The organism is Bradyrhizobium sp. JHI2711, assembly GCF_056156565.1.
In genome coordinates this window covers 152944-179105 of the sequence record NZ_JBPZPT010000002.1, presented here as the reverse complement: position 1 = coordinate 179105, position 26162 = coordinate 152944, and the positions used below count along the sequence as shown (strand labels likewise).

24 protein-coding genes are annotated in these 26162 nt (G+C 64.4%); 14 read left to right on the top strand and 10 right to left on the bottom strand.

Features of this window, described 5'->3' with window-relative positions; genetic code table 11:
• The first annotated feature begins 218 nt into the window (after nucleotides 1-218).
• The 11 genes from ACTEK7_RS13355 to ACTEK7_RS13305 all read left to right on the top strand — a co-directional run bounded on the left by ACTEK7_RS13355 (nucleotide 219) and on the right by ACTEK7_RS13305 (nucleotide 12041).
• On the top strand, nucleotides 219-1541 hold the full coding sequence (locus ACTEK7_RS13355; protein ID WP_225148365.1) for a UbiA family prenyltransferase: 1323 nt from the start codon (nucleotides 219-221) through the stop codon (nucleotides 1539-1541).
• A gap of 207 nt (nucleotides 1542-1748) precedes the next feature.
• Nucleotides 1749-2363: a ribonuclease D gene (locus ACTEK7_RS13350; protein WP_225148364.1), complete on the top strand. Its 615-nt coding sequence runs from the start codon at nucleotides 1749-1751 to the stop codon at nucleotides 2361-2363.
• 164 nt (nucleotides 2364-2527) lie between these two features.
• Nucleotides 2528-3259: an LPS export ABC transporter periplasmic protein LptC gene (gene lptC, locus ACTEK7_RS13345; protein WP_225148363.1), complete on the top strand. Its 732-nt coding sequence runs from the start codon at nucleotides 2528-2530 to the stop codon at nucleotides 3257-3259.
• Nucleotides 3260-3264: 5 nt separating this feature from the next.
• The gene (locus ACTEK7_RS13340; protein ID WP_225148362.1) at nucleotides 3265-3966 is read left to right on the top strand and encodes an LptA/OstA family protein; all 702 of its coding nucleotides are present in this window, start codon (nucleotides 3265-3267) and stop codon (nucleotides 3964-3966) included.
• A gap of 224 nt (nucleotides 3967-4190) precedes the next feature.
• Entirely contained in the window at nucleotides 4191-5204 is a 1014-nt protein-coding gene (gene lptB, locus ACTEK7_RS13335; RefSeq protein ID WP_225148361.1) for an LPS export ABC transporter ATP-binding protein, read from the top strand.
• A gap of 90 nt (nucleotides 5205-5294) precedes the next feature.
• Nucleotides 5295-6932: an RNA polymerase factor sigma-54 gene (gene rpoN / locus ACTEK7_RS13330; RefSeq protein WP_225148360.1), complete on the top strand. Its 1638-nt coding sequence runs from the start codon at nucleotides 5295-5297 to the stop codon at nucleotides 6930-6932.
• 81 nt (nucleotides 6933-7013) lie between these two features.
• On the top strand, nucleotides 7014-7619 hold the full coding sequence (hpf, locus tag ACTEK7_RS13325) for a ribosome hibernation-promoting factor, HPF/YfiA family (protein ID WP_225148359.1): 606 nt from the start codon (nucleotides 7014-7016) through the stop codon (nucleotides 7617-7619).
• A gap of 229 nt (nucleotides 7620-7848) precedes the next feature.
• Nucleotides 7849-8310 carry a PTS IIA-like nitrogen regulatory protein PtsN gene (ptsN, locus tag ACTEK7_RS13320; RefSeq protein WP_008141251.1) on the top strand — a complete coding sequence of 154 codons (462 nt, stop codon included), beginning with the start codon at nucleotides 7849-7851 and terminating at the stop codon, nucleotides 8308-8310.
• A 347-nt stretch (nucleotides 8311-8657) separates the two neighbouring features.
• On the top strand, nucleotides 8658-9941 hold the full coding sequence (locus ACTEK7_RS13315; protein ID WP_225148358.1) for an O-antigen ligase family protein: 1284 nt from the start codon (nucleotides 8658-8660) through the stop codon (nucleotides 9939-9941).
• A 13-nt stretch (nucleotides 9942-9954) separates the two neighbouring features.
• The gene (locus ACTEK7_RS13310) at nucleotides 9955-10974 is read left to right on the top strand and encodes a glycoside hydrolase family 5 protein (RefSeq protein WP_225148357.1); all 1020 of its coding nucleotides are present in this window, start codon (nucleotides 9955-9957) and stop codon (nucleotides 10972-10974) included.
• A gap of 227 nt (nucleotides 10975-11201) precedes the next feature.
• The gene (locus tag ACTEK7_RS13305) at nucleotides 11202-12041 is read left to right on the top strand and encodes an outer membrane protein (protein ID WP_225148356.1); all 840 of its coding nucleotides are present in this window, start codon (nucleotides 11202-11204) and stop codon (nucleotides 12039-12041) included.
• 36 nt (nucleotides 12042-12077) lie between these two features.
• Here ACTEK7_RS13305 and ACTEK7_RS13300 read toward each other — a convergent pair whose 3' ends face one another.
• Together ACTEK7_RS13300 and ACTEK7_RS13295 are read right to left on the bottom strand one after the other, a co-directional pair.
• Nucleotides 12078-12704 carry a GNAT family N-acetyltransferase gene (locus tag ACTEK7_RS13300; RefSeq protein ID WP_225148355.1) on the bottom strand — a complete coding sequence of 209 codons (627 nt, stop codon included), beginning with the start codon at nucleotides 12702-12704 and terminating at the stop codon, nucleotides 12078-12080.
• Nucleotides 12705-12800: 96 nt separating this feature from the next.
• Nucleotides 12801-13436 carry a TetR/AcrR family transcriptional regulator gene (locus ACTEK7_RS13295; protein WP_225148354.1) on the bottom strand — a complete coding sequence of 212 codons (636 nt, stop codon included), beginning with the start codon at nucleotides 13434-13436 and terminating at the stop codon, nucleotides 12801-12803.
• 312 nt (nucleotides 13437-13748) lie between these two features.
• Here ACTEK7_RS13295 and ACTEK7_RS13290 point away from each other — a divergent pair, with 312 nt between their 5' ends.
• The 3 genes from ACTEK7_RS13290 to ACTEK7_RS13280 are packed head-to-tail and all read left to right on the top strand — an operon-like array spanning nucleotide 13749 to nucleotide 17317.
• Nucleotides 13749-14552, top strand: a complete 804-nt coding sequence (locus ACTEK7_RS13290; protein WP_225148353.1) for an SDR family NAD(P)-dependent oxidoreductase — start codon at nucleotides 13749-13751, stop codon at nucleotides 14550-14552.
• A gap of 38 nt (nucleotides 14553-14590) precedes the next feature.
• Nucleotides 14591-15721, top strand: coding sequence for a DUF5938 domain-containing protein (locus tag ACTEK7_RS13285; RefSeq protein WP_036009171.1), 1131 nt, complete (start codon nucleotides 14591-14593; stop codon nucleotides 15719-15721).
• Nucleotides 15722-15778: 57 nt separating this feature from the next.
• Nucleotides 15779-17317: an AMP-binding protein gene (locus ACTEK7_RS13280; RefSeq protein ID WP_225148352.1), complete on the top strand. Its 1539-nt coding sequence runs from the start codon at nucleotides 15779-15781 to the stop codon at nucleotides 17315-17317.
• Between the two features lie 209 nt (nucleotides 17318-17526).
• On the opposite strand, the gene ACTEK7_RS13275 is transcribed toward ACTEK7_RS13280, so the two are convergent.
• From ACTEK7_RS13275 to ugpA, 8 genes are all read right to left on the bottom strand, one after another.
• A complete protein-coding gene (locus tag ACTEK7_RS13275; protein WP_225148351.1) occupies nucleotides 17527-18447 on the bottom strand; it encodes an FAD binding domain-containing protein in 921 nt (306 codons plus the stop codon).
• Entirely contained in the window at nucleotides 18444-21131 is a 2688-nt protein-coding gene (locus tag ACTEK7_RS13270) for a molybdopterin-dependent oxidoreductase (protein ID WP_225148350.1), read from the bottom strand. Before ACTEK7_RS13270 ends, ACTEK7_RS13275 begins: the two co-directional genes overlap by 4 nt.
• The gene (locus ACTEK7_RS13265) at nucleotides 21128-21769 is read right to left on the bottom strand and encodes a TetR/AcrR family transcriptional regulator (protein WP_225148349.1); all 642 of its coding nucleotides are present in this window, start codon (nucleotides 21767-21769) and stop codon (nucleotides 21128-21130) included. The genes ACTEK7_RS13270 and ACTEK7_RS13265 overlap by 4 nt, the downstream gene beginning before the upstream one ends.
• 431 nt (nucleotides 21770-22200) lie before the next feature.
• Nucleotides 22201-22473, bottom strand: coding sequence for a BQ00720 family protein (locus ACTEK7_RS13260; RefSeq protein WP_007598581.1), 273 nt, complete (start codon nucleotides 22471-22473; stop codon nucleotides 22201-22203).
• Between the two features lie 50 nt (nucleotides 22474-22523).
• Nucleotides 22524-22949, bottom strand: coding sequence for an Hsp20 family protein (locus ACTEK7_RS13255; RefSeq protein WP_024338612.1), 426 nt, complete (start codon nucleotides 22947-22949; stop codon nucleotides 22524-22526).
• Nucleotides 22950-23217: 268 nt separating this feature from the next.
• Nucleotides 23218-24306 (bottom strand): sn-glycerol-3-phosphate import ATP-binding protein UgpC, encoded by a 1089-nt coding sequence (locus ACTEK7_RS13250; protein ID WP_109141873.1) that lies wholly within the window; start codon nucleotides 24304-24306, stop codon nucleotides 23218-23220.
• 108 nt (nucleotides 24307-24414) lie between these two features.
• Nucleotides 24415-25263 carry a sn-glycerol-3-phosphate ABC transporter permease UgpE gene (gene ugpE, locus ACTEK7_RS13245; RefSeq protein ID WP_036024416.1) on the bottom strand — a complete coding sequence of 283 codons (849 nt, stop codon included), beginning with the start codon at nucleotides 25261-25263 and terminating at the stop codon, nucleotides 24415-24417.
• Entirely contained in the window at nucleotides 25263-26144 is an 882-nt protein-coding gene (gene ugpA, locus ACTEK7_RS13240; RefSeq protein WP_036009149.1) for a sn-glycerol-3-phosphate ABC transporter permease UgpA, read from the bottom strand. Before ugpA ends, ugpE begins: the two co-directional genes overlap by 1 nt.
• Between the last annotated feature and the right edge of the window lie 18 nt (nucleotides 26145-26162).

The following is a 26162-nucleotide window of genomic DNA, read 5'->3' as shown; positions in this document are numbered from 1 at the left end:
CGGGACGATGTCCACGGCACGCGAAGCAAAAGTTCTGCCGGGACAGGAAGCTCGCGCCGATTGTGGGATCCGGGCAACAGCGCCCTGGGGCGAAAGCCGTCCCCACCTCTCCGGGCGAATTAAGCCGCCTTTAGCGAATGATCCCATAGGGTTGGCGACCCATTTCCTGCTCCCCGGCCGAATGCCGGTCATGTCGCGGCAAGTCAGAGCGTTTTTCGATGGAGCAACGTGCCCCGCAGTACGATCCTGGCGTGTCCAAGCCGTCGGCAACGCCGTCGGCGGCCCGGATCCTCGTCATCGACCTCGAAGGCGCGCTGCTGCGTTCCGAACTGCTGATGGAGGCGCTGTTCTCCAGCCCCGGCCGCATGCTGGCGCGCTTCGGTGCCGGCGGACGGGCGGGGATGGCGGCGCTCACGGCGATCCTGGCGCGAGCCGAGATCGACTACGCCCATCTGCCCTATGATTCCGATGTGATGAACCGGGCGCTGGCGGCACGGGCGCGCGGCGAGAAGATCTATCTCGTCGCGGATCGGCTCGCCGCTCATGCCGCGGCGATCTCAGCGCATCTCGGCTTCGATGGAGTCGTCACGCACGCCGATCTCGCGGCGGGCCGCGTGCTGTTCGATTGTGCCTCCATCACGCGCATCGAAAATCGCGAGGTCCGCAGAGCCGGCCTCGCCACCTGGGTGAAGGCGCTGCGGGTTCATCAATACGCCAAGAACACGCTGGTGTTCGTGCCTGCGCTCACGGCGCATCAGCTGAACCTTTCGACGCTCGGCTACGCGCTGCTCGCATTCCTGGCGTTCTCGGCCTGCGCCTCGGGCGCCTATCTGATGAACGATCTGCTCGATCTCGCCGCCGACCGGCAGCATCCGAGCAAGCGCCACCGCGCGCTCGCAGCCGGCGATTTGCCGATCTCGTCGGCGCTGTCGGCCATTCCTGCATTGTGGTTGTTCGCGCTTGCCGCCAGCCTCTGCATCTCGCGGCTGTTTCTCGGCGTGCTCGGCCTCTATCTCGCCACCACGATCGCCTATTCGCTCGTGCTCAAGCGCAAGATGCTGGTCGACATCGTCACGCTCGCCGGCCTCTACACGCTTCGCATCGTCGCCGGCGCAGTCGGCGTCGGCGTGGTGCTGTCGGAATGGCTGTTGATCTTCTCGCTGTTCGTGTTCACCTCGCTCGCCCTGATCAAGCGCTTCAGCGAGCTCAGCATGCGCGAGAGCGTGGGCCTCGCCGATCCCTCCAACCGCGACTATCGCGTCACCGACCTTAACGTCATCGCCGCGATGGCGGCGGCAAGCGCCATGAACGCGGTGACCGTGTTCTCGCTCTACGTCTCGTCCTCGGCGGTGACGCCGCTCTACAGCCGCCCCTGGATGCTGTGGCTGCTCACGCCGCTGCTGCTGTACTGGTTCGGCCGTGCGCTGATGATGGCGCATCGCCGCGAGATGCCGGACGATCCGATCCTGTACGCGTTCCGGGACGGCCCCAGCCGCACCGCAGTCGCGGCGATGATCTGCATCATGCTCGCTGCGATCTGACCGGCTGTAAGGTCACGGCCGCTTGCGTGACCTGCTGCGACTGGCTACATCGCGATCCATTCGACTAAAGCGCGATGCGATTAAGATGAATCGTCATTGCGCTTTAGGTGATTGATTGAGCATGATCTTTTCGGAAAACCGCTGCACACTTTTCCGGATCATGCTCTAGCCTATGATATCGACGCACCGATTCGACCCGAGGTTCTCATGACCGTACGCCTGCACCGCGGCGACCTGCCCGACCTGTCCCGCTACACCGGAGCGGTGGCGATCGACACCGAGACCATGGGGCTGAACCCGCACCGCGACCGTCTCTGCGTGGTGCAGCTCTCTCCCGGCGACGGCAGCGCCGACGTGGTGCAGATCCCCAAGGGCCACACCGACGCGCCGAACCTGAAGGCGCTGCTCGCCAATCCGGCGGTCACGAAGATCTTCCACTTCGCGCGGTTCGACGTCGCGGTGCTGTACCAGACCTTCGGCGTCATGACCGGGCCGATTTATTGCACCAAGATTGCGTCCCGCCTGACCCGCACCTACACCGACCGCCACGGCCTCAAGGACCTCGTCCGCGAGGTGCTCAACATCGACCTCTCCAAGCAGCAGCAGTCCAGCGACTGGGGTTCCGACAGCCTGAGCGAGCCGCAGCTCGCCTACGCCGCCTCCGACGTGCTGCATCTGCATGCCTTGCGCGAGCGACTGGACGCCGTGCTGGTGCGGGAAGGCCGCAGCCAGCTGGCGCAGGCCTGTTTCGACTTCCTGCCGACCCGCGCCCTGCTGGACCTCCAGGGCTGGGCGGAAGAGGACATTTTCGCGCACTCCTGAAGGCCCCCCGTGGCGGTTGGCCCGGGATTGCCGCCCCGTTTCGGACACTTTCGTAACGGCCTGTCGCCGGCTGCATATTTGGGCGGCGCCGGATAGAATGGGGTGCGCCCCCTCGACCGGACATGGCGAGCGATACGTCAGGAGACAGGTAAGCAGGAACCCCGGTGAATTCGGCCCAGAACCCCACCTACGACGCCGCGCTTGCGGCGAAGTTTGCCAGCGCGGCGCGCCACAGCCGCCTGGTGCGGATTCTGCGCATCGCGGTCCCGGGTGCCGTGGTGCTGTCCATGGCTGTCATCGTCGGCGTCTCGATCTTCAATCCGTTCCGCATGCTGATGCCGAAGCTTTCGCTCGACTCCGGAAATCTGGTGGTGTCGGGCACCAAGATCACGATGGAATCGCCGCACCTCGCCGGATACACGCCGGACCAGCGGCCCTACGAGCTCTGGGCCAAGACCGCGACGCAGGACATCACCGATCCCGATCATGTCGATCTCAATGACCTGCGTGCGAAAGTGCTGATGGAGGATAAGTCGACCCTGTTCCTCGATGCCCGCACCGGCCGCTTCGACAACAAGCAGCAGCAGCTCGATCTGCGCAAGGACATCTTCCTGCGCACCTCGACCGGCTACGAGGCGCGGCTCAATTCCGCCTTCGTCGACATGGGCAAGGGCACGGTCTCATCGGACGAGCGCGTCGACGTCAAGCTGACCAACGGCACGCTGAGTGCGGATCGCCTGCGAATTACCGAAGGCGGCGAAGTCATCCGCTTCGAGGGCAATGTGGTGATGCATCTGGAAAAGCTGGATGAGCCCGCCGCTGCTCAGCCTGCACCACCCGAGCCCGCGCCGACGAAGACACGCACGCCTCAGAACAAGTCTGCCAATTCGAAGTGATTTTCATGATGACCTGTTTTCCGCGCGACGCCGTTGTCAGCAAGGCTGCGCTCGCAATCGGCCTCGCACTGCTCGCCACGAGTGCGGCCCTTGCGCAGAGCACGATGCAGGGTGTGCCCAATGCGATGCAGGGCTTTTCGCAGAACCGCGATCAGCCAATCCAGATCGAAGCCGCCTCGCTCGAGATGCGCGACAAGAAAAAGGAGGCGACCTTCGCCGGCAATGTGAAGGTCGTGCAGGGCGACACCACCATGACCTCGAAGACGCTGGTGGTGTTCTATGAGTCCGGCGGCGACAAGCCGGCCGCGCCGCAGCCCCCAGCGAAAGGCGCGAAATCGGCGCCGATGCAGTCGGCGCAGCCGGGTCCGGGCGGCAGCTCCTCGATCAAGCGGCTCGAGGCGCGCGGCAATGTCGTGGTCACCCAGAAGGACCAGGTGGTGACGGGGGAGACCGCCGTGTTCGACACCAAGACCAACCTGATCACCATGTTCGGCGGGGGCTCGGGCCAAGTCGTCATGACCCAGTGCAAGAACGTCATGCGGGGCGATCGGCTGACTGTCGATATGACGACCGGCGTGTCACGTGTGGAATCCGACAGCGGCCGGGTTCAGGTCCTGCTGCCGCAGGGCTCCAGCAACGATTGCGGTTCGGGCAAGCCCGGCGGCGCGCCGCCTTTGCAGTTACCCGGTGCAAGTAAACCAAAATGAATTCAACGGCTTGGTTCGGATGCGGCCGAACCGAGGGTTGAAGCCTGCCCGGCGAGCCTGTATCTAGCGCGCAGGGCTTTCGAAGCGGGGTCCGCCGCTTTTCGGGCGTGTTTCACTGGGCATGAGACATTCCTTCACCCATGCTGCGTCGGCCAATCGCTCAGGCTGGCGCGACAGATCGCGCGGATTTCGCGCAAGACGACGCCAAAGGCTAGAAGGCGGGGATGGTCGATCTCTTCAGCATGTTCCGTCGGCGCCCCGCCAAGCGCGGCCGGCCAGGATTTGCGCGTCAGGACATCACTGCGCTCGGGGACAGCGTCGGCGGCCTCGTGCCCAGTCCTGTCAGGGACACGCCGATTGCCCGCGACCAGCCCCGCGGGCCCGACCAGTTCCAAGGTGACTACACGGGCGACTATGAGGCCGACTATCAGGCCGAGCCGCGTCCGCAGGCGGTTCATCCCGTCCGCACGGCCGCCAGGTCCAACGGTGCCGGCGCGCCGCTGCTGTTGAAGCGGCCCGGCTTCCTGGCTGTGCATAGTGTGGAAAAGGCCTTCGGCAGCCGCCAAGTGGTGCGCGGCGTCAGCATCTATGTGCGCCGCGGCGAGGCCGTCGGCCTGCTCGGCCCGAACGGCGCCGGCAAGACCACCGTGTTCTACATGATCACCGGCCTGATCAAGGCCGATCGCGGCGCGATCGAGCTCGACGGCCACGACGTCACCAAGCTGCCGATGTATCAGCGCGCCCGGCTCGGCATCGGCTATCTGCCGCAGGAAGCCTCGATCTTCCGCGGCCTCACCGTCGAGCAGAACATCCGCGCCGTGCTCGAAGTGGTCGAGCCCTCGCGCAAGAAGCGCGAGCAGCAGCTCGACTCGCTGCTCGACGAGTTCAACATCACGCGGCTGCGGAAATCACCGTCGATCGCGCTGTCCGGCGGTGAGCGCCGCCGCGTCGAGATCGCGCGCGCGCTGGCGACGCGGCCGAATTACATGCTGCTCGACGAGCCCTTCGCCGGCATCGACCCGATCGCGGTCGGCGACATCCAGGATCTCGTCCGCCATCTCACCAACCGCGGCATCGGAGTGCTGATCACCGACCACAATGTCCGCGAGACGCTCGGCCTCACCGACCGTGCCTATATCGTCTATGCCGGGGAAATCTTGACGGAGGGAACTCCGGATGAAATCGTTGCCGATCCGGACGTGCGCCGCCTTTACCTTGGCGAGGAATTCCGCCTCTAGCCCTTTTTTCCAATTCGTCAAGACGTGTACATCGGGCTGAGACTAGGATAAGCAAAAATCGGACCAACTTTTGGGATCGGTTCTTGCTTCATGGCGCTTACGCAGAGATTAGAGTTCCGGCAGTCGCAGTCGCTGGTCATGACGCCGCAGTTGATGCAGGCGATCAAGCTGCTGCAATTGTCCAATCTGGATCTCACGACCTTCGTGGAAGAGGAGCTGGAGCGAAACCCGCTGCTGGAACGGGCCAGTGACGAGGCCCCCGCGGGCGAAGCTTCGGCCGAGGCCGGCAGTTACGGCGATTCCGGGGGCGGCCAAGGTGACGGTCATGGCGATGGCCAGGGCGAGGACGGCTTCGGCGGCAACGCGGAAGGCTTCGAGCCGGGCCAGGAAGAATGGATGAGCAAGGATCTCGGCACCCGCGCCGAGATCGAGCAGACCCTGGACACCGGCCTCGACAACGTCTTCTCCGAGGAGCCGGCCGAGGCGGCCGCGCGCAACGCTCAGGACGCCGCGCCGACCACCTATACCGAATGGGGCGGCGGCGCGTCCGGTGACGAAGACTACAATCTCGAAGCTTTTGTCGCGGCCGAGACGACGTTGCCGGGCCATCTCGCCGAACAGCTCTCGGTTGCCTTCACCGCGCCCGCGCAACGCATGATCGGCCAGTACCTGATCGACCTCGTCGACGAGGCCGGCTATCTGCCGCCCGATCTCGGCCAGGCCGCCGAGCGTCTCGGCGCGTCGCAAGCCGAGGTCGAAAGCGTCCTCGCCGTGCTGCAGAAATTCGATCCGCCCGGGGTCTGCGCGCGTTCCTTAAGCGAATGCCTGGCGATCCAGCTGCGCGAGCTCGACCGCTATGACCCCGCGATGCAGGCGCTGGTCGAGCATCTCGATCTGCTCGCCAAGCGCGACATCGCGGCTCTTCGCAAGATCTGCGGCGTCGACGACGAGGACATCGCCGACATGATCGGCGAGATCCGCCGCCTCAATCCCAAGCCCGGCATGAAGTTCGGCTCGGCGCGCCTGCAGACCATGGTGCCCGACGTCTATGTCCGCCCGGGTCCCGACGGCGGCTGGCATGTCGAGCTCAACAGCGACACCTTGCCGCGCGTGCTGGTCAACCAGACCTATTATTCCGAGCTGTCGAAGAAGATCGGCAAGGACGGCGACAAGTCCTATTTCACGGATGCGTTGCAGAACGCGACCTGGCTCGTGCGCGCGCTCGACCAGCGCGCCCGCACCATCCTGAAAGTGGCGACCGAGATCGTGCGCCAGCAGGACGGGTTCTTCACCCACGGTGTCGCCCATTTGCGCCCGCTCAATCTGAAGGCCGTCGCCGACGCCATCCAGATGCACGAATCCACGGTGTCGCGTGTCACCGCCAACAAATACATGGCGACCAACCGCGGCACGTTCGAGCTGAAATATTTCTTCACGGCCTCGATCGCCTCGGCCGACGGGGGCGAAGCGCATTCGGCAGAAGCGGTGCGTCACCACATCAAACAGCTGATCGATTCGGAGGAGCCCTCCGCGATCCTGTCGGACGACACCATCGTGGAACGCTTGCGCGCCTCGGGCATTGATATTGCCCGCCGCACGGTCGCGAAGTACCGCGAAGCCATGCGCATACCTTCCTCGGTGCAACGCCGCCGCGACAAGCAGAGCGCTCTTGGTAACGTCCTCTCTACCGCCTTGTCCGATCGCTCCCGCAATCCCGAACCGGCCTGATTGCGCTGGCGCCAAATCGCGCTACTCTCGATGCCCCATCGAGACCGATCCAAGCTGGGCACCAACCAAGCGAGGCATCACATGACTCTCAGAATCTCGGGAAAGAGCATCAGCGTCGGCGAGGCCCTGCGCGGCCGCGTTGCCGATCGCACCGACGAGGTGCTGCGCAAATATTTCGACGGCAATTATTCCGGCCACATCACGCTGAGCAAGGACGGCTTCGGCTTTCGCACCGATTGCGCCCTGCATCTCGATTCGGGAATCACGCTGGAAGCCGATTCGAACGCACCGGATGCCTATGCCAGTGCCGACCAGGCGCTGGTGATGATCGAGAAGCGGCTGCGGCGCTACAAGAACCGGCTCAAGGACCGCTCCGCGCGCAAGGCCCATGCCGCCTCCGAGGCGATGGCTGCGCTCGACGCCACCAGCTATGTGCTGGAAGCGCCCGGAGAGGGCGAAGAGGAAGACGCCGGCTACAGCCCCGTCATCATCGCGGAGCAAACCACGTCGCTGAAGCGGCTTTCGGTCAGCGAAGCCGTCATGGAACTCGACCTCAGCGGGGCACCCTGCCTGGTATTCCAGCATGGCTCGTCCGGCCGGGTGAACATCATTTACCGCAGGGCGGACGGCAATGTGGGCTGGATCGACCCGCCGGGAGCCAAGGTGGACGGCCAGGCCGGTGGCTAGGCCCGTCAGCCGGCGCCCGTACCATCCCGCCCTTAACAATGACGGGGGCAAAGCTGCACGCAGGAGTTGGCACCGGGATTGCGTTGGAGTAGAAGCCCCCCACATCTGGGCCTGGCGGGGTTTCGGGCTAAGTCCCCCTCCTGCTTCATGTTATTGACGCCGGCCGGGCTTGGTCTATCAAGCCGGCCAAATCGGAACCTGACGGTTTAATTCACCTCGGAAAGCTTCCATGCCGATTACCGATCTGGTCGCACCCGAGGCGATTCTCCCGGCATTGAAAGTCAACAGCAAGAAGCAGGCCTTGCAGGAGCTCGCGGCCAAGGCCGCCGAGCTGACCGGGCAGAACGAGCGCTCGGTATTCGAAGTGCTGCTGCAGCGGGAGAAGCTCGGCACCACCGCGGTCGGCTATGGCGTCGCCATTCCGCATGGCAAGCTGCCCAAGCTGGAGAAGATCTTCGGCCTGTTCGCGCGGCTCGATCGTCCGATCGACTTCGAGGCGATGGACGGCCAGCCGGTCGATCTCGTCTTCCTGCTGCTGGCCCCCGAAGGCGCCGGCGCCGATCACCTCAAGGCGCTCGCCCGCATCGCCCGCCTGCTGCGCGACCAGGACATCGCCAAGAAGCTCCGCGCCTCGCGCGATGCGCAGGCGATCTATTCCGTGCTGGCGCTGCCGCCGGCAACGGCGGCGTAACCTTCCGTCCCTCTCCCCCCGGCAGGGGCTCGATCGTCCCTCGCACCTGATTGTGAGGGCAGCGTCCCGTCATGCCACCTTGATCTCAATGGTAGAAGGCACGACAATCTTCCCGCTTGAGACGCACGGCACATTGGGCGGCGCCAACATCCGCTGAGAGCCGTTCGAGCTGTGGACTGAGCGGACGTGACTGGGAATGGAATGACGCCGTTGCGCCTCGCGGCCGCGGCGGGAGAACGGCCCTGGGAATCAGGCCTCGACCGGCCGATGCCCGCGGCAGGCGCGCGTGCGAAGGCGCCCGTGATGCGCGGTGAGGCAAGATTCGCCGTGCGTCAGGCGGTCAGCTCATGACCAGCCTGCACGATTCCGAGGAGGACGACAGCGCGATCTGGCAAGCGCCCGGTGTCGGCGTGGAAAAGCTCGCCAGAATCGTGATGCGCGGCTCCATCACCGTCAACGTGATCGCGTCGATGGGTGTCTTCAACCCCGCGCTGCTTCCCGCAGAATGGAGCTTCGTGCAACAGGCCGTTGCGCTCCTGATGTGGGTCATCCTGATCTACGCCAGTGCCTTCGTGCGACCCTGCCTGCGCGTGCAGCCCAATCCCGATTTCATCGCGCTGGTTGCATTCTATGCTCTCGCCGCTGTTTCCGTGCTCTGGACCGGCCTCGCCACCGCGGCGATCATGAAGAGCGCGGCCCTCGTGATGACGACCTTCGGTGCGTACTGCCTGATCACGCGGATCGACATCGACGAGATCGTCGGAGCGACGGCGCTGGGGCTCTTCATCTTGGTCGCCGCCTCGGCCCTGTGTGCGGTTTTCGTGCCCGAGATCGGCGTCGATCAGAGCTGGATGCACAACGGCCAGTGGCAGGGAATCTACGAATCGAAGCAGACCCTCGGCTTCATCAGCGCCTATCTGATGTTCTTTGCCTGCTATCAGAAGATGACGGGCCAGGGCTGGACAGTTTTTCTGCTGACGTTTCTCCTGGCATCGACATGCGTCATCGCCTCGGAATCCCGTGGTGCCGGCGCCGTTGCAATTGCCGCCGGTGCACTGCTCATGACCTCGCTATGGTCGATCCGCTGCATGAGGATTTACGCGGTGCTGCCGGTCGTCATGTGCATCCTGGCTGCGCTCCTGATCCTGTATTTCTACGTCACGGGTTACGATTCCATCCATCTCGGCGAATCGACCATCAATCTGACCGAGCGAACCTTCATCTGGCAGTACGCCATCAGCCATTTCGACGATGCGCCGCTGCTGGGCTTCGGCATCAACGGGTTCTGGACGCGCCCTGCGATTTACGACTATTTCAACCAGAATCACGGCTGGGTGCTGGACAATTATCATAGCGGCTACATCGCGGTGGCGATGGAAACGGGATTCCTGGGATACGTGCTGTTCGTGGCGAGCGTCTATCTGTTCTCGGAAAAGGTCCTGTACCTGATCGCCACGCGGTCGATCGACCGTAGCCACTGCGCTCTCATCATCGGATACGTCGTCCTCAGCTTTCAATCGAATTTCACGGAGACGATGTTCCTTCGCTCGACGATGTTCACCTCGGTGCTGCTCGTCGCATTCTTCTTCGCGGTGTGCAGGCCGGTGCCACAGCAAGGCCTGCAGCAATGATGGGGCAGGCAGGATGAATGCCATCTGCGTCCGCTGGGCTGTAACCTTCGGTCTCGCATTGACGCTATCCGTGCTTGCAATCTGCTCCCCGGCAGAGGCCGCCGGACAGGCCGCGTCCGCTCCGCCAAAATTGGGGCGCGGCATCAACATCCTCGGCTATGACGGCATTTGGGAGGGAGGCCGGAACGCGCCATTTCGTCTGGACAACCTCGCCGCGATCAGGCGCGCCGGGTTCTCGCACGTCCGGATCAATTTCTTCGGCTTCAAGTTCATGGACCCGGAGAATGCGCTGGATGAGATTGTCTTGAGGCGGCTCGATGCCGTGATCGAGGAGGTGCTTGCCCGAAATCTCATCCCCATCCTGGACGAGCACGATACCCATATCTGTCAGCGCGACGTCTCCGAATGCGCAGGAAAACTGAAAGCGTTCTGGACGCAAATCGCCGCGCGCTATGCCGGAAAATATCCGAGGCTCGTCTTCGAGGTGCTCAATGAGCCGGGCGGGCAGATGACGTCCGCCGCCTGGAACGCCCTTCTGAACGAATGTCTCGGCATCATCCGCGCCACCAACCCCCGGCGGCCGGTGATCGCCGCGGTTCTCAACATCGACGAGATGCCCGTCGAGGACCTGGTCCTGCCGCCGGATGACCGAAACATCATCGTAACGTTTCACTATTACGCGCCGATCCGCTTCACCCATCAGGGCGCACCGTGGTCGCCGACGTTCTCGCAAATAGGCCCGCTTGATTGGGGCACGCCGGAGGACGAACGGAAGGCGCGCGCCGATTTCGACAAGATCCGGTCCTGGTCCGAACGGGAAAAGCGTCCGATCTATCTCGGTGAGTTCGGCGTGTACGAGGCCGCGCCAGCCGAAGCACGGACGAGATATCTGTCGTTCGTGGCGCGAAGCGCGGAGCGGCTCGGCTGGGCCTGGGCCTATTGGCAATTCGATCATGATTTCGCAGCCTTCGACAGCGCGCGTCAAAGCTGGAAGCCGGAGATCATGCGGGCGCTGATTCCGGCGGGGCGCTAAGACGGGGGCGTGACCTGAACTCAGCCGCGCCGGCGTGAAGCCATCCGACGATCGGATAGTTCAGCCTGGAGCGCCGTCATCAAGCTTAAGGCGCCGTGTCGCGTTGTGTTCAGGCAGTACCGAACTACCAAATGTGTCGGAGTGTTGCTGCCCGAATACAGCGCGCGGAGGCCAAGCCGATGTACCTTACCGGAGAGTTCTATCGCTGATTGCTTCGGGGGTGACGAATGAAACGACTGCTGCTGGCGACGTCGGCTCTGATTATCGCAGGCTCTGCTCAAGGTGCCGATCTGGGAGCTCGTCCCTACTCGAAAGCGCCGGTTGCGGCGGCCGTGCCTTTCAGTTGGACCGGCTGCTATATCGGGGGTCATGTCGGCGGCGGTGCGAGCCGAACGGGCTTCACGGATCCCGGCATCGGAACGGGGGCGGTCATCTCGCCTGCAATGACCATAGGCAGTGTGCCTGGTGATCGCGTTGGGGTGAACGGAGACGTCGGAGTTGTAGGAGGCGTTCAGGTAGGTTGCGACTACCAATTTGCCAGCAACTGGGTGATCGGGATTGCCGGCGATTTCACGGCGACCGATCTTCACGGCACCGCCAACGATCCCTTCTTCGCCGGAAAGACCGGCGCGCCCGCCACTCTGTCGAGCCGCACCGACTGGGTCGCCAGCGTCACGGGTCGGGTCGGCTACACATGGGATCGCTTGCTCGTTTATGGCAAGGGCGGCGTCGGGTTTGCGCATGACCGATACAATCTGAACAATTTCTCGTCGATTGGCGGCTTCTTTTGTCCCGGTGTGGGATTCCTCGTCTTTGAGCCCTGCAATTCAAGCGCCAGCACCGATCGTGTCGGCTGGGTGGCAGGTGCCGGTGTCGAGTGGGCCTTCGCCCCGAACTGGTCGGCCTTGGTCGAGTACACTCACTACGGTTTCGACAGCAAGCGCGTGGGATTCGCCAATCCAGCCGCCGCCACCACTGCCTTGATCGATATTCGTCAGGACATCGATATCGTGAAGGTAGGTATCAACTATCGGTTCGGCGGGTCACCAATCGTCGCGAAGTACTGATTGATCGCGCAAGCAGACAAAGGCAGCGGCCGGGGCTCAACCTCGCGCCGCTTCCATGCGATTCACGATCCGCTGCCCGATCGGGCTCTTCAACCAGGCTTGGAAACCGGGCCTGTCCCAGATCATCCGACGCAGTGCCAGAAGCGATCCATCCGTATGCGATCGCACCGGTTTTTCGGGTTCGGGCTCGAGCGTCCATCCGAGCTTCGACAGATATTGAATGGTCGTCTGATTGCGCTCCAGCACGAACGCGCGGATGCGGCTCAGCTTGAGATCGTCGAACACGAACCTGAGCAGCGGAATGAAGGTGTTCACCGTCGCTCCGGCATTGCGGTGCTCCTTTTCTCCGATCACGGCGCTGACGAGCGCCTCGCTCGCCGCCGCGTTGATGTCGAGGCGGATGAAGCCGACATGGATGCGGCTGCCACGCTCGAATATCCCGAGCAGGAGCCGTTCGCGCTGATCGAAGGATTTGATGTAGTCGGCGATCTCCGCCTTGGTCATCGCACGCGGTGACGTGTTGAGGACGTGTACCGTCCAGGGGTCGGACAACCAGTCCGCCCAGCGCTGCGAGGCGTCATCGCGCTTGATGGTGCGCAGGAAATAGCGCCCGGCCGGAAACCACAATTGCTGCTTGGGCAGACGTTCGACTTTCGGCGGCATGCCGCATCTAAGCAGTTTCGAGTCGGACGATCAATTTGGATGGCACAACGTGCAGGTATCGAGCGGCGACGCCTTCGTGGGCGCCGCTTCCGCGCTTCAGCAGATCGTCGGCAGCAGGCGCCGGACTTCGTCGAGCAGTTCGGGAACCGCCCTCTTGTCACCCGCGAGGTGCTTGAGCAGCGCGCTCTGGAACAGACCGTCGAACAGCGCGTAGAGCGCACCTGGCGACGACGCCGGCCGCTTGCCGCCGAGCTCGGCATAGCGCGAGGCAATGCGCCAGATCATCGCTTCCAGGCTCTTGTCGATCTCGAGGACATCCTTGCGAAACGCCGCCTCGAACATCGCCTGCGAGCGCAAATCGTACCAAAGCCGGTGCATGCGGGCTTCGTTCTGCAGCGTTGCTGCGAGCTTGGCGAGGAAGCCCTCCGTCAATTCGTCGCGGCTCGTCGCTGTCGCGACGACCTCGTCATAGCGCGTCACGCACTTGGCCTTGTAGTGGCGAACGCAGCAGCAGATCAGGTCGAGCTTGTCGCTGAAATAATAGTGGAACACGCCGTGCGTGAACGCCGAGTTCTGCGCGATCTCCCGCAGGCTGGTCCGGGCGAAGCCGAGCTCTCCAAGCGTTTCGAGTGCGGCCTCGGCAAGCTCGATGCGTCGCGCGTTGAACTTGTCGTCCCGCACGATCTCCGCCACGGCCTCTCGCTTCGCCGCTCCTGTCGCTTGCCGCGCCATCGTCGCGCTGTCTCCCGTCTCTTGGTCACCACGATCACGTCGTCGATCATCGTCTACAGACCATCCTCTTTGACAACTGTCAAATTTTTCCTTGACAACTGTCAAGTTCCGGGAGGAGTGTGCGCGCCAAGAAATTTGGACAGTCGTCAAGACGTCAGCAAATGGAGGAAATGCACCGGCGCCGCGCCGCCGGAACGGACTCGCATGCCGTTGCGCAACCGCGCCGGCACCGTGCCGCCGACCGCAGCACGCACCGATCATCAGCGAACAGATCAGTCCAAAAGATCAGTCCAAGCAAAGGGAGGACGTGCGATGAGTGAGAAGAGTCTTGATGGCCGCAAAGCCCTGGTCACCGGCGGAGCCCGCGGGATAGGAGCGGCTATTGCAGAAGCACTGGCGCGCTCCGGTGCGGCGGTCATGATCGGCGACATTCTCGATGACGTCGGCAAGGACAGCGCCGGCCAGATCGCCAGGCTCGGTGTGAAGACCGGCTTCGTGCATCTCGATGTCGCCGACGATGCGCAGTGGGAGAAAGCGACTGCTGCGACGGTTGCCACCCTCGGCGGGTACGACATTCTCGTCAACAATGCCGGCATCGAGATCACGTCGCTGGTCAGCGAGATCAGGGCCGAGGATGCGCGGCGGATGTGCGACGTCAACATCGTCGGCACCGTGCTCGGCATGAAGCACGCCTTCCGCGCGATGCGGCCGGGTGGAGCGGCGGGCAAAGGCGGCGCGGTCGTCAACATCGCGTCTGTCGCGGCGACGATCGCCTTCCCGAGCATCGCGGTCTATTCCGGCACGAAATCCGCGGTCGATCGCATGACACGGGTCGCTGCGATGGAGGCCGGCAAGCTCGGTTATGGCGTCCGCGTCAACTGCATCTATCCTGGCTTGATCCCGACCGACATGGGCCTGCAGCTGGCCAACGACATCGTCAAGATCGGTCTCGCGCCCGACGTCAACGCCGCGGTCGGCTCGGTGGTGGAGCAGACGCCGCTCGGCAAGCTCGCGGAGGTCGGCGACATCGCCAATGCTGCGGTGTTCCTGTGCTCGAACGAGGCGCGCTTCATCACCGGCATCGGACTGCCGGTCGATGGCGGCATGGGAATGTGAGCTGCAAACCTGACAACGAACATTTCGGAGGAACGACAATGAGCGCGAAGAAGCCCGTCATCGTCTATGGCGCGTCCGGCTACACCGGCCGCCTGGTCTGCGAATACTTACGCGAGTACAACATCCCCTTCATCGCCGCGGGGCGCAGCGCGGAGAAGCTCAACGCCGCAATGAAGGCGAACGTGGCCGGTATCGAGACCGCCGACTACGAGGTGGTGGAAGTGCCGCACACCGTGAGCGCACTGACGGAGTTGTTCAACGGTGCCTCGGTGGTGCTCAACACCGTGGGCCCCTTCGCCAGGTTCGGCGCCGAGGTGGTGCAGGCCTGCTGGGCGTCCCGATGCCACTACACCGACACGACAGGCGAGCAGGACTGGCTGATCACGCTCGAGCAGGAATGGGGCACGAAGTTCGCCAATGCCGGCCTGCTGCTCGCGCCGGGCATCGCGCAGATGTACACCACCGGTGAGATTGCGGCGCAGCTGTGCCTGGAGACGCCCGGCCTCGACACGCTCGACATCGCCGTGTTCTGGGGCGGCAGCCCGACCATCGCCTCGACGCAGACCATCCTGGTCAACGCCGCGATGGCAAAGGCCTACTATCTGGAGCAGAACAAGTATGTCGAGCATCAGGTGGATGCCGGCCTCTACAACCTCGCCATCCCCGGCCAGCATGAGCTCGCACTGGCGCTGCCCTGGGGCGGCACCTCGCATCCGGTGTGGTTCAAGCGCGATCCGCGTGTGGCCAATGTGAAGGTGCTGGGCGGCGTGTTCAACCGCGCGCTGATGCTGGGCGTGCCGCAGATCGTCGCCGCCGCGCTGGACGCGACCAAGGACATGAACCCCGACGACCGCTACGCTGCTTTGGCGCAGACCGCCGCCGGCGTGATGAACACCATGCCGCCGCGCGAGAACCCGCGCGTCAACAAGTCGCTGGATTCGGTGCATGCCTCCGGCCCATTGGGGCGCGCGCACTGCGTCATCAACGGCAACAGCAATTACAAGCAGACCGGCTTGCTGCAGGCCTATGCCGCGGCGCACCTGCTGCAGCAGCCGCCCAAGCGCGTGGGCTTCGCCTCCGGCTGCCAGGCATTCGGTCACCACGAGCTGCTCGGCCAGCTGCGCAGCTTCGGGCTGGTCAGCAGACCGATCCTCACCGTGCACGACTGAGCAAGATCACGGGTGGCGCGGCCGCGCGCCACCCGCCAGCTGCTTCCGGGATTGATCATGCGCTTCATCGATTACCTCGACAAAGGTGCCTCGCTCGGCCCCGATGCGCCGTGCCTGACCATGGACGGGCGCGATCTCAGCTACCGCGAGGTGCAGTTGCTGAGCTATCGCGTCGCGCGCGGGCTCACGCGATCGGGTATTGCTGCCGGCGAGAAGGTCGCAATCCTTTCCGGCAACGATCCGGTCGCGTTTGCATGCGTGTTCGGCATTTCCCGCGCGGGCTCGGTTTGGTGCCCGATCAATCCGCGCAACGAGGCGGCCGAAAGCCGGCTCATCCTCGACCAATTCGATTGCAGCCTGCTGCTGTTTCACTCGAGCTTCGCGCCGATGGTCGAGGCGGTGCGTGCAGAGCTGCCGAAGCTGCGCGTCCTCGTCTGCCTCGATGCCGAGTTGCCCTTCGCGCCCTCGTTCGACGGCTGGCTCGCTGGCCTTGCCACCGACCAATATCAACGCGAGACGGTCGACGATCTCGCGATGCTTCCGGGCACCGGCGGCACCACCGGAAAACCGAAGGGGGTCATGCTGTCGGGCCGCAACATCGAAGCCATGACGGCGCTGACGCTGATGGGCTATCCCTTCAGGGGGCGTCCGATCTATCTCGCGCTCGCGCCGTTGACCCATGCGGCCGGTGTGCTGTGTTTCCCGATCATGGCGCTCGGCGGCCGCGTCGTGATCATGCATCGCCCCGACACCGCCGAATTCCTCGATTTGATCGAGCGCTACCATGTCACGCACACCTTCCTGCCGCCGACATTGATCTACATGCTGCTCGATCATCCCAAGCTCGACTCCGCGAAGCTCGGGTCTCTGCAATGCTTCTGGTACGGCGCGGCACCGATCTCGGCCGCACGGCTTGCGGAGGCGCTGCGGCGCATCGGGCCCATGGCGCAGTTGTTCGGTCAGACTGAAGCGCCGATGATGATCTCGATGATGGCACCTGACGAGCATTACAATGTCGATGGCACGATCGCGATGGAGCGCCTCGCCTCGGCGGGGCGGATCAGCCCGTTGGTGCAGGCCGGCATCATGGATGGCGACGGCAATTTGCTGCCGACCGGTTCACGCGGCGAGATCGTGGTTCGCGGCTCCCTGGTGATGCAAGGCTATTACAAAAATCCTGAGGCCACGGCGGAGGCTTCCGCGCATGGCTGGCACCACACCGGCGACGTCGGCTACATCGACGACGATGGCTACCTCTATATCGTCGATCGCGCCAAGGACATGATCATCACCGGCGGGTTCAACGTCTACTCGATCGAGGTCGAGAACGCGCTGCGGGCGCACGAGGCGGTCCAGGATTGCGCCGTGATCGGCCTCGCCGACGAGAAATGGGGTGAGCGGATCGTCGCCGTGGTGCAGCCCCGTGCCGGCCAGAGCGTCGATGCGACGGCGCTGGCGGCCTTCGTCAAGCAGCGGATCGGCAGCGTCAAGACACCGAAGCAGATCGAAGTCTGGGACGATCTGCCGCGTTCCAAGGTCGGCAAGGTGCTGAAGCCGGATATCCGTGCGCGGCTGGCAGGTCGCTCAGGCGGCTAGAGCGTAATGGGTGTAGGTTGCATCGATCGCCACGGGCTCGGTGCAACCTCTCCCGCTTGCGGGAGAGGTCGCGCCGAAGGCGCGGGTGAGGGCTTTCTCCCCTTGGGGATTGTCCCATTGCGGAAGCACCCTCTCCCCAACCCTCTCCCGCAAGCGGGAGAGGGAGGGCACCTCCGTCGTTGCGTGATCAAGCCTCATCTCATCGCGCTTTAGCCCGAAAGCCGCTCCAGCACGTCGCGCACCAGCCCTTGCAGGAGATCGAGCTTGTAGGCCGTCATCGGCAATGGCTTGGCACCCGAGCTCGCCGCTTTCGCCGCCTCTGCGATCGATGCCGCATTGGCAAGCTTGCCGCTGAGCTGGACTTCCACGGCGGTGAGGCGAAGCGGCACGGGCGCGACGCCGCCGGCAGCGAGACGCACCAGCTGGAACTTGCCGCCGGCGATCACGACGCGGGCGCAGAGTTCCACCAGCGGCCATTCCGCATAGGTCCGGCTGATCGCCCGCTTGTAGGAAGCGCGCTCGCCCTCGAGCGGAGCAGGAAGCGCAATGTTCTTGATCATCTCGCCTGCTGCGAGTGTATGATCGGCGTGCGCGACCGAGCCGTCGCCGAGGAGACCGCTAATCGTCAATCCGCTGCGCCGGTCCGTGGTGATGGTCGCATCATAGGCGAGCAGAGCCGCCGCCATGGTCGAGGGATGCGGCGCGATGCACGGTCCGAGATCGAAGGCAACGCCATAGAGATGATTGCCGGAACGGGCAGGGCAGGTGCTGCCGCCTTTCTTCAGGCAATCGATGTCGGCCCGGCGGAAATACCAGCAGCGTGAACGCTGCGCGAGATTGCCGCCGAGCGTGGCAACGTTGCGCACCTGTGGCGTGGCGAGTCCCTGCGCGCTCGCCGCAATGCCGGGATAAACGGCGAGGATGCGAGCGTCGGTCGCGATCGTGGCGATGGTGGCGAGCGCGCCGATCCGGGCCGCTCCATCGGCTCCCCAGCTGATCGTCTTGTCGCCGCTGGTCGAGATATCGATCAGCATTCCCTGCGACACCCCGCTGCGGCGGCGTTCGCTGAAGTCGGTGCCTCCGGCGCGGAATTCAGGCGTGGGATTGGCGGTGATGACGGCGACACTCATGCTGCATCCCTCCCTTTCAGCGCGGCCACAAGACGATCGGGCCGGAACGGAATTTCAGTCAGTCTCACGCCGATCGCATCGCGGATGGCGTTGGCGATCGCGGGCGAGGTCGGCACGGTGGCGACTTCGCCGATGCCGACGCTGCCGCCCGGCACATGCTCGAAACCGGCTTCGTCGAAATGCACGTCCAGTTTCGGCATGTCGGCGATCCCCGGAATGCGGTAATCCTCCATGCTGCCGCTCAAGATGTGGCCGCTCGAAGGATCGGTCTCCCGCGTCTCATAGAGTGCGTAGCCGATGCCCTGGATCACCGCGCCCGCGGCCTGGCTTCGCGCCAGCGCCGGCGCGGCGAGCTTGCCGACCGCGAGGCCCGTATAGGCGTTGAGCACGCGCACATGGCCGAGCCAGGTGTCGACCTCGACTTCCATCACCTGCACCGAGCTCGGCACGCCGGCGCCGACCACCATGTGGCTCATCAGACGCAGCACCCAACCGAACACCCGGCCCATGATGCCCGCCTCGTGCAGCGCGGGCCTGACGCCGGGCGGCGGCTTGCCGTCCTCCTGGCGCTTGGCCGACACGGCGATATCAGGAGAAGCCGCGATCATCTCGCGCCACGGCGCGTTCGAGCCCGGAGCAGGTGTGCGAGAGGCGGTGCGCCTGATTTCCGCTTTCAGCTTGTCGATGGCGAGCAAGGTCGGCGGCACCACCGAGGCGGTGACGCGGCTGCCGCCGGAGCCCGGTCCGCGCGGCAGGCTGGAGCGGCCGATGCGAACGTCCACATCATGCGGCTCGAGATCGAACGCCTTCGCGACGGTGTTGGCGATCACGCTGCGTGTGCCCGTGCCGATATCCTGGACCGCGCAGCTTGCGACGATGCGGCCGCCCTTGATCGCGAGTTCGACCGAGGAGCCGGTCTGCCAGAGATAGAGCCAGTAACCGGTGGCGACGCCGACGCCTTGCCGGTAGCGGCCGGTCTGCGATGCGGCTGGCTTGCGGCTCTTCCAGACGTCGAGGCCGGCAGCCCAGTCGTACAGTCGCTGGCGGTTGGGATCGGGGTCCCAGAGCTTGCGCAGCTGAATCGGATCCATCTTCATGCGCAGCGCCGCCTCGTCGACCGCCTGCTCCAGCGCAAACGACATCGGCGGACCGCCGGGGCCGCGGAACGGCGCGCCGGGCGGCAAATTGCTGAGCACGTCGAAGTCGACGAGCTCCTTTGCTTCGGCCGGATAGATCAGCCGCGCCAGGCCCGCGATCAGCGAGTTCACGGCGGCGCCGGTGTCTGCATGGGCAGTGAGCGACAGCGCCTTGAGGCGGCCTTCCGCAGAAGGCAGCAAGGACAGCTTCAGCTCGGCGGCCGGACGATAGCCGGTGACGGAAAGCTCCTCTTCACGATCGAAGGCGACGCGCACCGGCGCTTTCGCGGCGCGCGCAAGCTCGATCGCGGCGATGGTCTCCAGCCCAACGCTGCCTTTGGAGCCGAATCCGCCGCCGACATGATCGGCGATCACACGCACCTTGTCGTGCGGAAGGCCATAACGCTTGGCGAGCTTCTCCATGCTCTCGTGGATGGCCTGGGTCGAGATGTGCACAATGAGCTGATCGCCATCGAACCTGGCCACGGCGGCATGTGGTTCGAGGCTTGCGTGCTGTTGCGTCGAGACGCGAAAGGTCTCCTCGACCAGCAGCGGATTGCGTTGCTGGCGCGCCTCGTCAAGCCAGCTCTTGGCGCGCTTGGCTTTCTGCGAGAACGGCGCCGAGGGCCCGCGCACATTGCCCTTCCACGACACCGGAGCGCCGCCTGCGCCCTCGGACACGTTGCCGGCACGCTTGCGGTCCTTCTTTTCGAACACGACCGGTGCATCGTCGCGTCGCGCTGCATCGAGCCCGATCACAGCGGGCAAAGGCTCGGGCTTGAAGCTGATCGCGGCGATGGCCTGCAGTGCGGTGCGGCGATCCTTGGCCGCGACGGCTGCAATCGGCGCGCCGACGAAGCGGACCATGTTGTCGTCGTCGAGCAGCGGAACGACCGCGGCAACACCGGCAATGGCGCGGGCCGGCGCCAGATCAAGCCCGGTGATCCTCGCATGCGCGACGTGCGCGCGCAGGATGACGCCTTCGAGCTGTCCGTCATGGTGGACGTCGACGGCGTAGCGGGCCAGTCCCGTCACCTTGTCGCGGGCTTCCAGCCGCGGCGCGATGGGCTCGTTACCGTCGAAGCGGCCCGAGCATGCTTCGGCGACGGCGCGATAGATGCCTTCATAGGCGCCGCAGCGGCAGAGATGTCCCGATAGCGCGGCGGCGATCTCCTCGCGCGAGGGTGTCGCCGCGCCCTTGGTCGCGCGCCAGCCGTCATGGAAGGCGGCGGCTTCGACGACGAAGCCGGGTGTGCAGAAGCCGCATTGCAGGGCGTCGTGCGCCATGAACGCCTTCTGCACCGGATGCAATCCGGCCGCCCCGACGCCCTCGATGGTCGTCAGCGATTTGCCCGCGGCCGCCTGCGCCGGCAACAGGCAGCTCACGACCGGCGTGCCGTCGAGCAGCACGGTGCAGGCGCCGCAGACGCCGGAGCCGCAGACGAGTTTGGTGCCGGTGAGGCCGCCATCGCGGATCACGTCGATCAAGAGCGCATCCGGATCGTCGGGCAGCGCCAGAGGCCGTCCATTGATGGTCGTGCTGGTCATTTTCGAACTCCCGTTTTGCGTTGGGACTTCTTTGCGGCCGGCGCCATCGCGCCGGCGATCAGCATGCGCAGCATGGTCTCGAGCTGTTTCAGGAACGCGTCGACCGGCTGCATGGAAGGGAAGGCGGATTTGGCGCCGTGGATCGCCATCTCGACGCAGCGCGCGAGCTCGCGCACGCTGATGCCGCTTTCGAGCCTGAGCTTTCGCTTGCGGCACACCCGCGCGATCGTTGTTGCGATCTCGTCGGCGAAACGGCTGGAATAGCTCTGGTAGAGGTCGCGCGCCTGCGCGAGGTGCTCGGAAAACAGCTCCTCGGTATGGGGCGAATCCTTGAGCGAGGCGAGGAGCGACTGCATTCGCGCGCCGATCTCGGCGACCAGGATGTCGGCAAGATCGAGGCCCGCTTCTTCCGCCGCCTTCGCTGCCGCGATTTCGGCAGCGAGCCCCTGCGCGTAGATCCGCTCGAGCACGGCGCGAAACAGCGCCTCCTTGGAGGCGAAGTGATGATAGAGCGCCTGCCGCGTCAGTCCGGCTTCCTCCGCCGCCAGCTCGATCGAGGAGCGGCGGAAGCCGTGGCGCCGGAACACGCGCAAGGCACCGTCGAGGATCCGGTCCTGGGGAGGGGCCTTGGCCTGCATTTTGTCAGATTTGACAAACCCGAACTAAATGTCAAATCACGGATTGATGACGGTCTCGTGCGTGCAAGAGCCAAGGCCGCCCGCACGCCAGCGATATCGCATTTGAGAGTTTTTCCTGCGGCCATCCTTCGAGACGCCCGCTGGAGGCGGGCTCCTCAGGATGAGGTCGGAGTGCGCGGCAGCAACGGGACCTGACGCTGATTAGCCTCATCCTGAGGAGGCGCGTCAGCGCCGTCTCGAAGGACGAGGCGTGCGCGCAGACCGCCGCCACAAGTCACATGCGATTGCCCCGCCGCACGCGGGCGGGGACGTCACCGAATTCCCGTCGGCTGGCGATGGCGACGCGAATACCTCGCCGCCCAAATGAAAACGGGCACGCCTTCTTGCGAAGGCATGCCCGTTTGAAACCCTATTCGTGCGACGCGCGCGCTTTAGTGCACGCTCACCGCTTGCAGCTCGTTGCTCCAGGCGTTGGCGATCGCAGCTTCTCGGCTGTCGGTCAGCATGATGGGCGTGCCGTCGGCGGCATGGAGCGCGAAAAGCTTGAGGCCCGGCGCGATCTTGGGTGCCTCGGGGAACAGGCCCGGCACGTCCTCGGAGCGGATCTGTTTCACATAGGCGATATGGCCTTCGCCCAGGGTTGCCAGCGTCTCCGGAGAGACGTTCTTGGCTTCGTATTCGAACGCAACGTGACCTTCACTCATGGTCTCGACTCCTCTGGAACACTAAGCGGTCGAGTCCGCTACTCGTTCCATTATTCGTGCTCATTGATAGCGATTGTCTTAACGATCCGCTCCGGTTCAGGCCGGGCCAGATCGATCGACAACAGCCCGTTCTTCAGATCCGCACCCAGCACCAGCATCCCCTCCGCCAGCACGAAGGTGCGCTGGAAGTGGCGCGCGGCGATGCCGCGATGGATGTATTGCCGGGTCTTGTCGTCCTGCTGCCGCCCGCGGATCACGAGCTGGTTTTCCTCAATGGTTACATCGAGTTGGTCGCGCGTAAATCCGGCGACCGCCAGCGTGATGCGCAAACGCTCGGGCTGGCCGTCCGTGCGGTCGCACCTCTCGATATTGTAGGGAGGATAACCGTCGGCGCCTTTGACGACCCGATCGAGCACGCGCTCGATCTCGTCGAAGCCCAGCAGGAAGGGACTGGAGAGCGTTGGAACACGAGACATAGTTTACAAAGTCCTCGCAGAAAGCGACTTTGGTGCATCAGGGCCCGCGAGCGGCGCCCCTTGATCAGCAATATGGGCATGTTCCCCTGTGGGTTCAAGCAGGTAGCGGGAGAGGCTGTGGACGGGCCACTTTCCGCCAAGCCCGAGCGCCTGGTTCGTCATGTTGGCATGACGCGTCGTGCGAGGCGATTTATCCCAACGAAAACAGAGCCCCTTCTACTGTGCATGGGGTTGTTTTCGCACCTTTGTCGTCGGGCCCCGGAGCTGCTCAGCCCTTGAGCCGCGTCCGCCCGTCGTCACTGAACAGATGCAGCTTCGCCCGCACCGCCGCGACACGGATTCTCGCGCCGATGGCGGGCGCTTGGGTTCCGGGAATGCGGACGATGACCTCGCCGGGCGGCAGCTCGCCGGGCGTGGCGGCGACGCGCTGGTCCTCCTGCTCGCGGGAGCCGTAGACGAAGGTCTCGGCGCCGACGCGCTCGATGGCTTCGACGGTGAGCGGCAGGGCGAGGCCGCCGGCCGGCGTCTCGTCGGTGATGACGAAATCCTCCGGGCGGATTCCGACGATGCCGGCATCGGCCGCGGCGCTGCCGGCGAGCTGCGACCGGATTTCCTCGGGCCGCGTCGACATCAGGTTCATCGGCGGCGCGCCGATGAAGGAGGCGACGAAGGTCGTCGCCGGTTTCTCGTAGATATCAAGCGGATTGCCGACCTGCTCGACCTGGCCGCCGTTCATCACCACGAGGATGTCAGCCAGCGTCATCGCCTCGAGCTGGTCATGGGTGACGTAGATCGACGTCGTGTTGAGCCGGCGCTGCAATTTGCGGATCTCGACCCGCATCGCGATGCGCAGCTTGGCGTCGAGGTTGGACAGCGGCTCGTCGAACAAGAACACCTTCGGCTGGCGCACGATGGCGCGGCCCATGGCGACGCGCTGGCGCTGGCCGCCGGAGAGCTGGCGCGGCTTGCGCTCTAGCATGGCGGAGAGCTCGAGCACGCGCGCGGCTTCCTCGACGCGGGTCTTGATCTCGGCCTCGGCCATGCCGCGGTTGCGCAGGCCATAGGCCATGTTGTTGTAGACGCTCATATGCGGATAGAGCGCGTAGTTCTGGAACACCATCGCGATGTCGCGATCGGCGGGCTCTACTCCGTTGACGACGCGGCCGCCGATGTCGATCTCGCCGCCGGTGACCGTCTCCAGCCCCGCGACCATGCGCAGCAGCGTGGACTTGCCGCAGCCGGAGGGGCCGACCAGCACGCAGAACTGTCCGTCGCCGACATCGACGTCGACGCCCTTGATGGCCTCGAAGCCGCCGGGATAGGTCTTGCGGACGCTGCGCAGGGTGACGTTAGCCATGGGTTGCACCGGCGAGTAGCGAGTAGGGAATGGCGAATGGAGACTTGTTAGCACGCAAGGCGGACGCAGCGACCCCATTCGCCACTCGCCATTCACTATTCGCCATCTTCACTTTTCCGTCTCGACCAGGCCGCGCACGAACAATTTCTGCATGGCGACGACGACGAACACCGGCGGCAGCATGGCCAGCACGGCGGTTGCCATCACGATCGGCCATTCGGTCAGCGCGTCGGTGGTGGTGATCATCTTGCGGATGCCGATCTGGATGGTCTGCATGTCGTCGCGCGTGGTGATCAAGAGCGGCCAGAGATATTGATTCCAACCGAGGATGAACAGGATCACGAACAGCGCCGCCATGTTGGTGCGCGACAGCGGCAAGAGCGTATCCCAGAAGAAGCGGAAGGGGCCGGCGCCGTCGATGCGCGAGGCCTCCAGCAGCTCGTCCGGCACGGTCATGAAAAACTGGCGGAACAGCAGCGTCGCGGTGGCCGATGCGATCAGCGGCAGCGACAGGCCGGCATAGCTGTCGAGCATGTGCAGGTCGGCGACGATCTTGTAGGTCGGATAGATGCGGACTTCGACCGGCAGCATCAGCGTGATGAAGATCAGCCAGAACAGCGCCATCCGGAACGGGAAGCGGAAATACACGATCGCATAGGCCGAGATGATCGAGACCGCGATCTTGCCCAGCGCGATCAGCAGCGCCATCACCAGCGAGTTCAGCATCATGTTGCCGACCGGCTCGCGGGTGGAGCCGCTCGTGCCGACGAAGATGGTCTGGTAGTAGGTCTGGAAGAAATGACCCCCGGGCAGCAACGACATCTGCCCGTTGGCGATCACCGCGTTGTCCTGGGTGGACGCCACGAAGGCGAGATAGACCGGGAAGGCGACGATCGCGATCCCGATCCAGAGGATGATATGGGCAATGTAGCGCCGAAAGCCTTCTTCCTCGACCATCAGTAGGTCACCTTGCGTTCGACGAAGCGGAACTGGATGCCCGTCAGCACGATCACCATGATCATCAGGATCACCGATTGCGCCGCGGAGCTGCCGAGGTTTCCGCCGAGCAGGCCGTCGGTATAGACTTTGTAGACCAGCGTCTCCGTCGACTTGCCGGGGCCGCCCCGGGTCATGGTGTCGATGATGCCGAACGTGTCGAAGAAGGCGTAGACGATGTTGACGACCAGGAGGAAGAAGATGGTCGGCGACAGCAGCGGGAAGATCACGGTCCAGAACCTGCGCATCGGGCGGGCGCCGTCGATCGCAGCCGCCTCGATCACGCTTCTGGGGATGCTCTGCAGGCCGGCGAGGAAGAACAGGAAGTTGTAGGAGATCTGCTTCCAGGCGGCGGCCAGGATGATCAGCGCTGCGGCCTGGTCGCCGTCGAGCAGTGGATTCCAGTCGATGCCCAGCGCCCGCAGGTAGCGCGAGAGCACGCCGAGCGAGGGGTGCAGCATGAAGATCCAGAGCACGCCGACGACCGGCGGCGCCACCGCATAGGGCCAGATCAGCAGCGTGCGGTAGAGCATCGAGCCGCGCAGCGGCTTGTCTGCCATCACGGCCAGCAGCAGCGCGAACGACAGCGACGACACCGCGATCGCGAATGAGAAGAAGAAGGTGCGCAGGATCGCCTCGAAATAGGCGGGCTCCTTGAACAGCTCGATATAGTTCTCGAACCAGACGAAGCTGGTCGACAGGCCGAAGGCGTCCTGCAGCAGGAACGACTGGATCATCGCCTGCAAGGCCGGCCAGTAGAAGAAAATCAGGACGATCGCGAGTTGCGGCGCAACCAGCGCATAGGGCAACAGCTTCGATTGGAAAATGGCTTGCTTTTGCATGATGCCCCAGCGCGGCAG

Excerpts from the sequence above, each read along its gene's own strand:
- hpf (WP_225148359.1), top strand. The coding sequence starts at position 7,014 with ATGACTCTCAGAATCTCGGGAAAGAGCATCAGCGTCGGCGAGGCCCTG.
- ACTEK7_RS13300 (WP_225148355.1), bottom strand. The coding sequence starts at position 12,704 with ATGCCGCCGAAAGTCGAACGTCTGCCCAAGCAGCAATTGTGGTTTCCG.
- ACTEK7_RS13350 (WP_225148364.1), top strand. The coding sequence starts at position 1,749 with ATGACCGTACGCCTGCACCGCGGCGACCTGCCCGACCTGTCCCGCTAC.
- ACTEK7_RS13290 (WP_225148353.1), top strand. The coding sequence starts at position 13,749 with ATGAGTGAGAAGAGTCTTGATGGCCGCAAAGCCCTGGTCACCGGCGGA.
- ACTEK7_RS13295 (WP_225148354.1), bottom strand. The coding sequence starts at position 13,436 with ATGGCGCGGCAAGCGACAGGAGCGGCGAAGCGAGAGGCCGTGGCGGAG.
- ACTEK7_RS13255 (WP_024338612.1), bottom strand. The coding sequence starts at position 22,949 with ATGTCTCGTGTTCCAACGCTCTCCAGTCCCTTCCTGCTGGGCTTCGAC.
- ACTEK7_RS13355 (WP_225148365.1), top strand. The coding sequence starts at position 219 with ATGGAGCAACGTGCCCCGCAGTACGATCCTGGCGTGTCCAAGCCGTCG.
- lptB (WP_225148361.1), top strand. The coding sequence starts at position 4,191 with ATGGTCGATCTCTTCAGCATGTTCCGTCGGCGCCCCGCCAAGCGCGGC.
- ACTEK7_RS13285 (WP_036009171.1), top strand. The coding sequence starts at position 14,591 with ATGAGCGCGAAGAAGCCCGTCATCGTCTATGGCGCGTCCGGCTACACC.
- ACTEK7_RS13275 (WP_225148351.1), bottom strand. The coding sequence starts at position 18,447 with ATGAGTGTCGCCGTCATCACCGCCAATCCCACGCCTGAATTCCGCGCC.
- ugpA (WP_036009149.1), bottom strand. The coding sequence starts at position 26,144 with ATGCAAAAGCAAGCCATTTTCCAATCGAAGCTGTTGCCCTATGCGCTG.
- rpoN (WP_225148360.1), top strand. The coding sequence starts at position 5,295 with ATGGCGCTTACGCAGAGATTAGAGTTCCGGCAGTCGCAGTCGCTGGTC.
- ACTEK7_RS13280 (WP_225148352.1), top strand. The coding sequence starts at position 15,779 with ATGCGCTTCATCGATTACCTCGACAAAGGTGCCTCGCTCGGCCCCGAT.
- ugpE (WP_036024416.1), bottom strand. The coding sequence starts at position 25,263 with ATGGTCGAGGAAGAAGGCTTTCGGCGCTACATTGCCCATATCATCCTC.
- ACTEK7_RS13340 (WP_225148362.1), top strand. The coding sequence starts at position 3,265 with ATGATGACCTGTTTTCCGCGCGACGCCGTTGTCAGCAAGGCTGCGCTC.
- ACTEK7_RS13265 (WP_225148349.1), bottom strand. The coding sequence starts at position 21,769 with ATGCAGGCCAAGGCCCCTCCCCAGGACCGGATCCTCGACGGTGCCTTG.
- ACTEK7_RS13260 (WP_007598581.1), bottom strand. The coding sequence starts at position 22,473 with ATGAGTGAAGGTCACGTTGCGTTCGAATACGAAGCCAAGAACGTCTCT.
- ACTEK7_RS13250 (WP_109141873.1), bottom strand. The coding sequence starts at position 24,306 with ATGGCTAACGTCACCCTGCGCAGCGTCCGCAAGACCTATCCCGGCGGC.
- ACTEK7_RS13270 (WP_225148350.1), bottom strand. The coding sequence starts at position 21,131 with ATGACCAGCACGACCATCAATGGACGGCCTCTGGCGCTGCCCGACGAT.
- ACTEK7_RS13310 (WP_225148357.1), top strand. The coding sequence starts at position 9,955 with ATGAATGCCATCTGCGTCCGCTGGGCTGTAACCTTCGGTCTCGCATTG.
- ptsN (WP_008141251.1), top strand. The coding sequence starts at position 7,849 with ATGCCGATTACCGATCTGGTCGCACCCGAGGCGATTCTCCCGGCATTG.
- ACTEK7_RS13305 (WP_225148356.1), top strand. The coding sequence starts at position 11,202 with ATGAAACGACTGCTGCTGGCGACGTCGGCTCTGATTATCGCAGGCTCT.
- ACTEK7_RS13315 (WP_225148358.1), top strand. The coding sequence starts at position 8,658 with ATGACCAGCCTGCACGATTCCGAGGAGGACGACAGCGCGATCTGGCAA.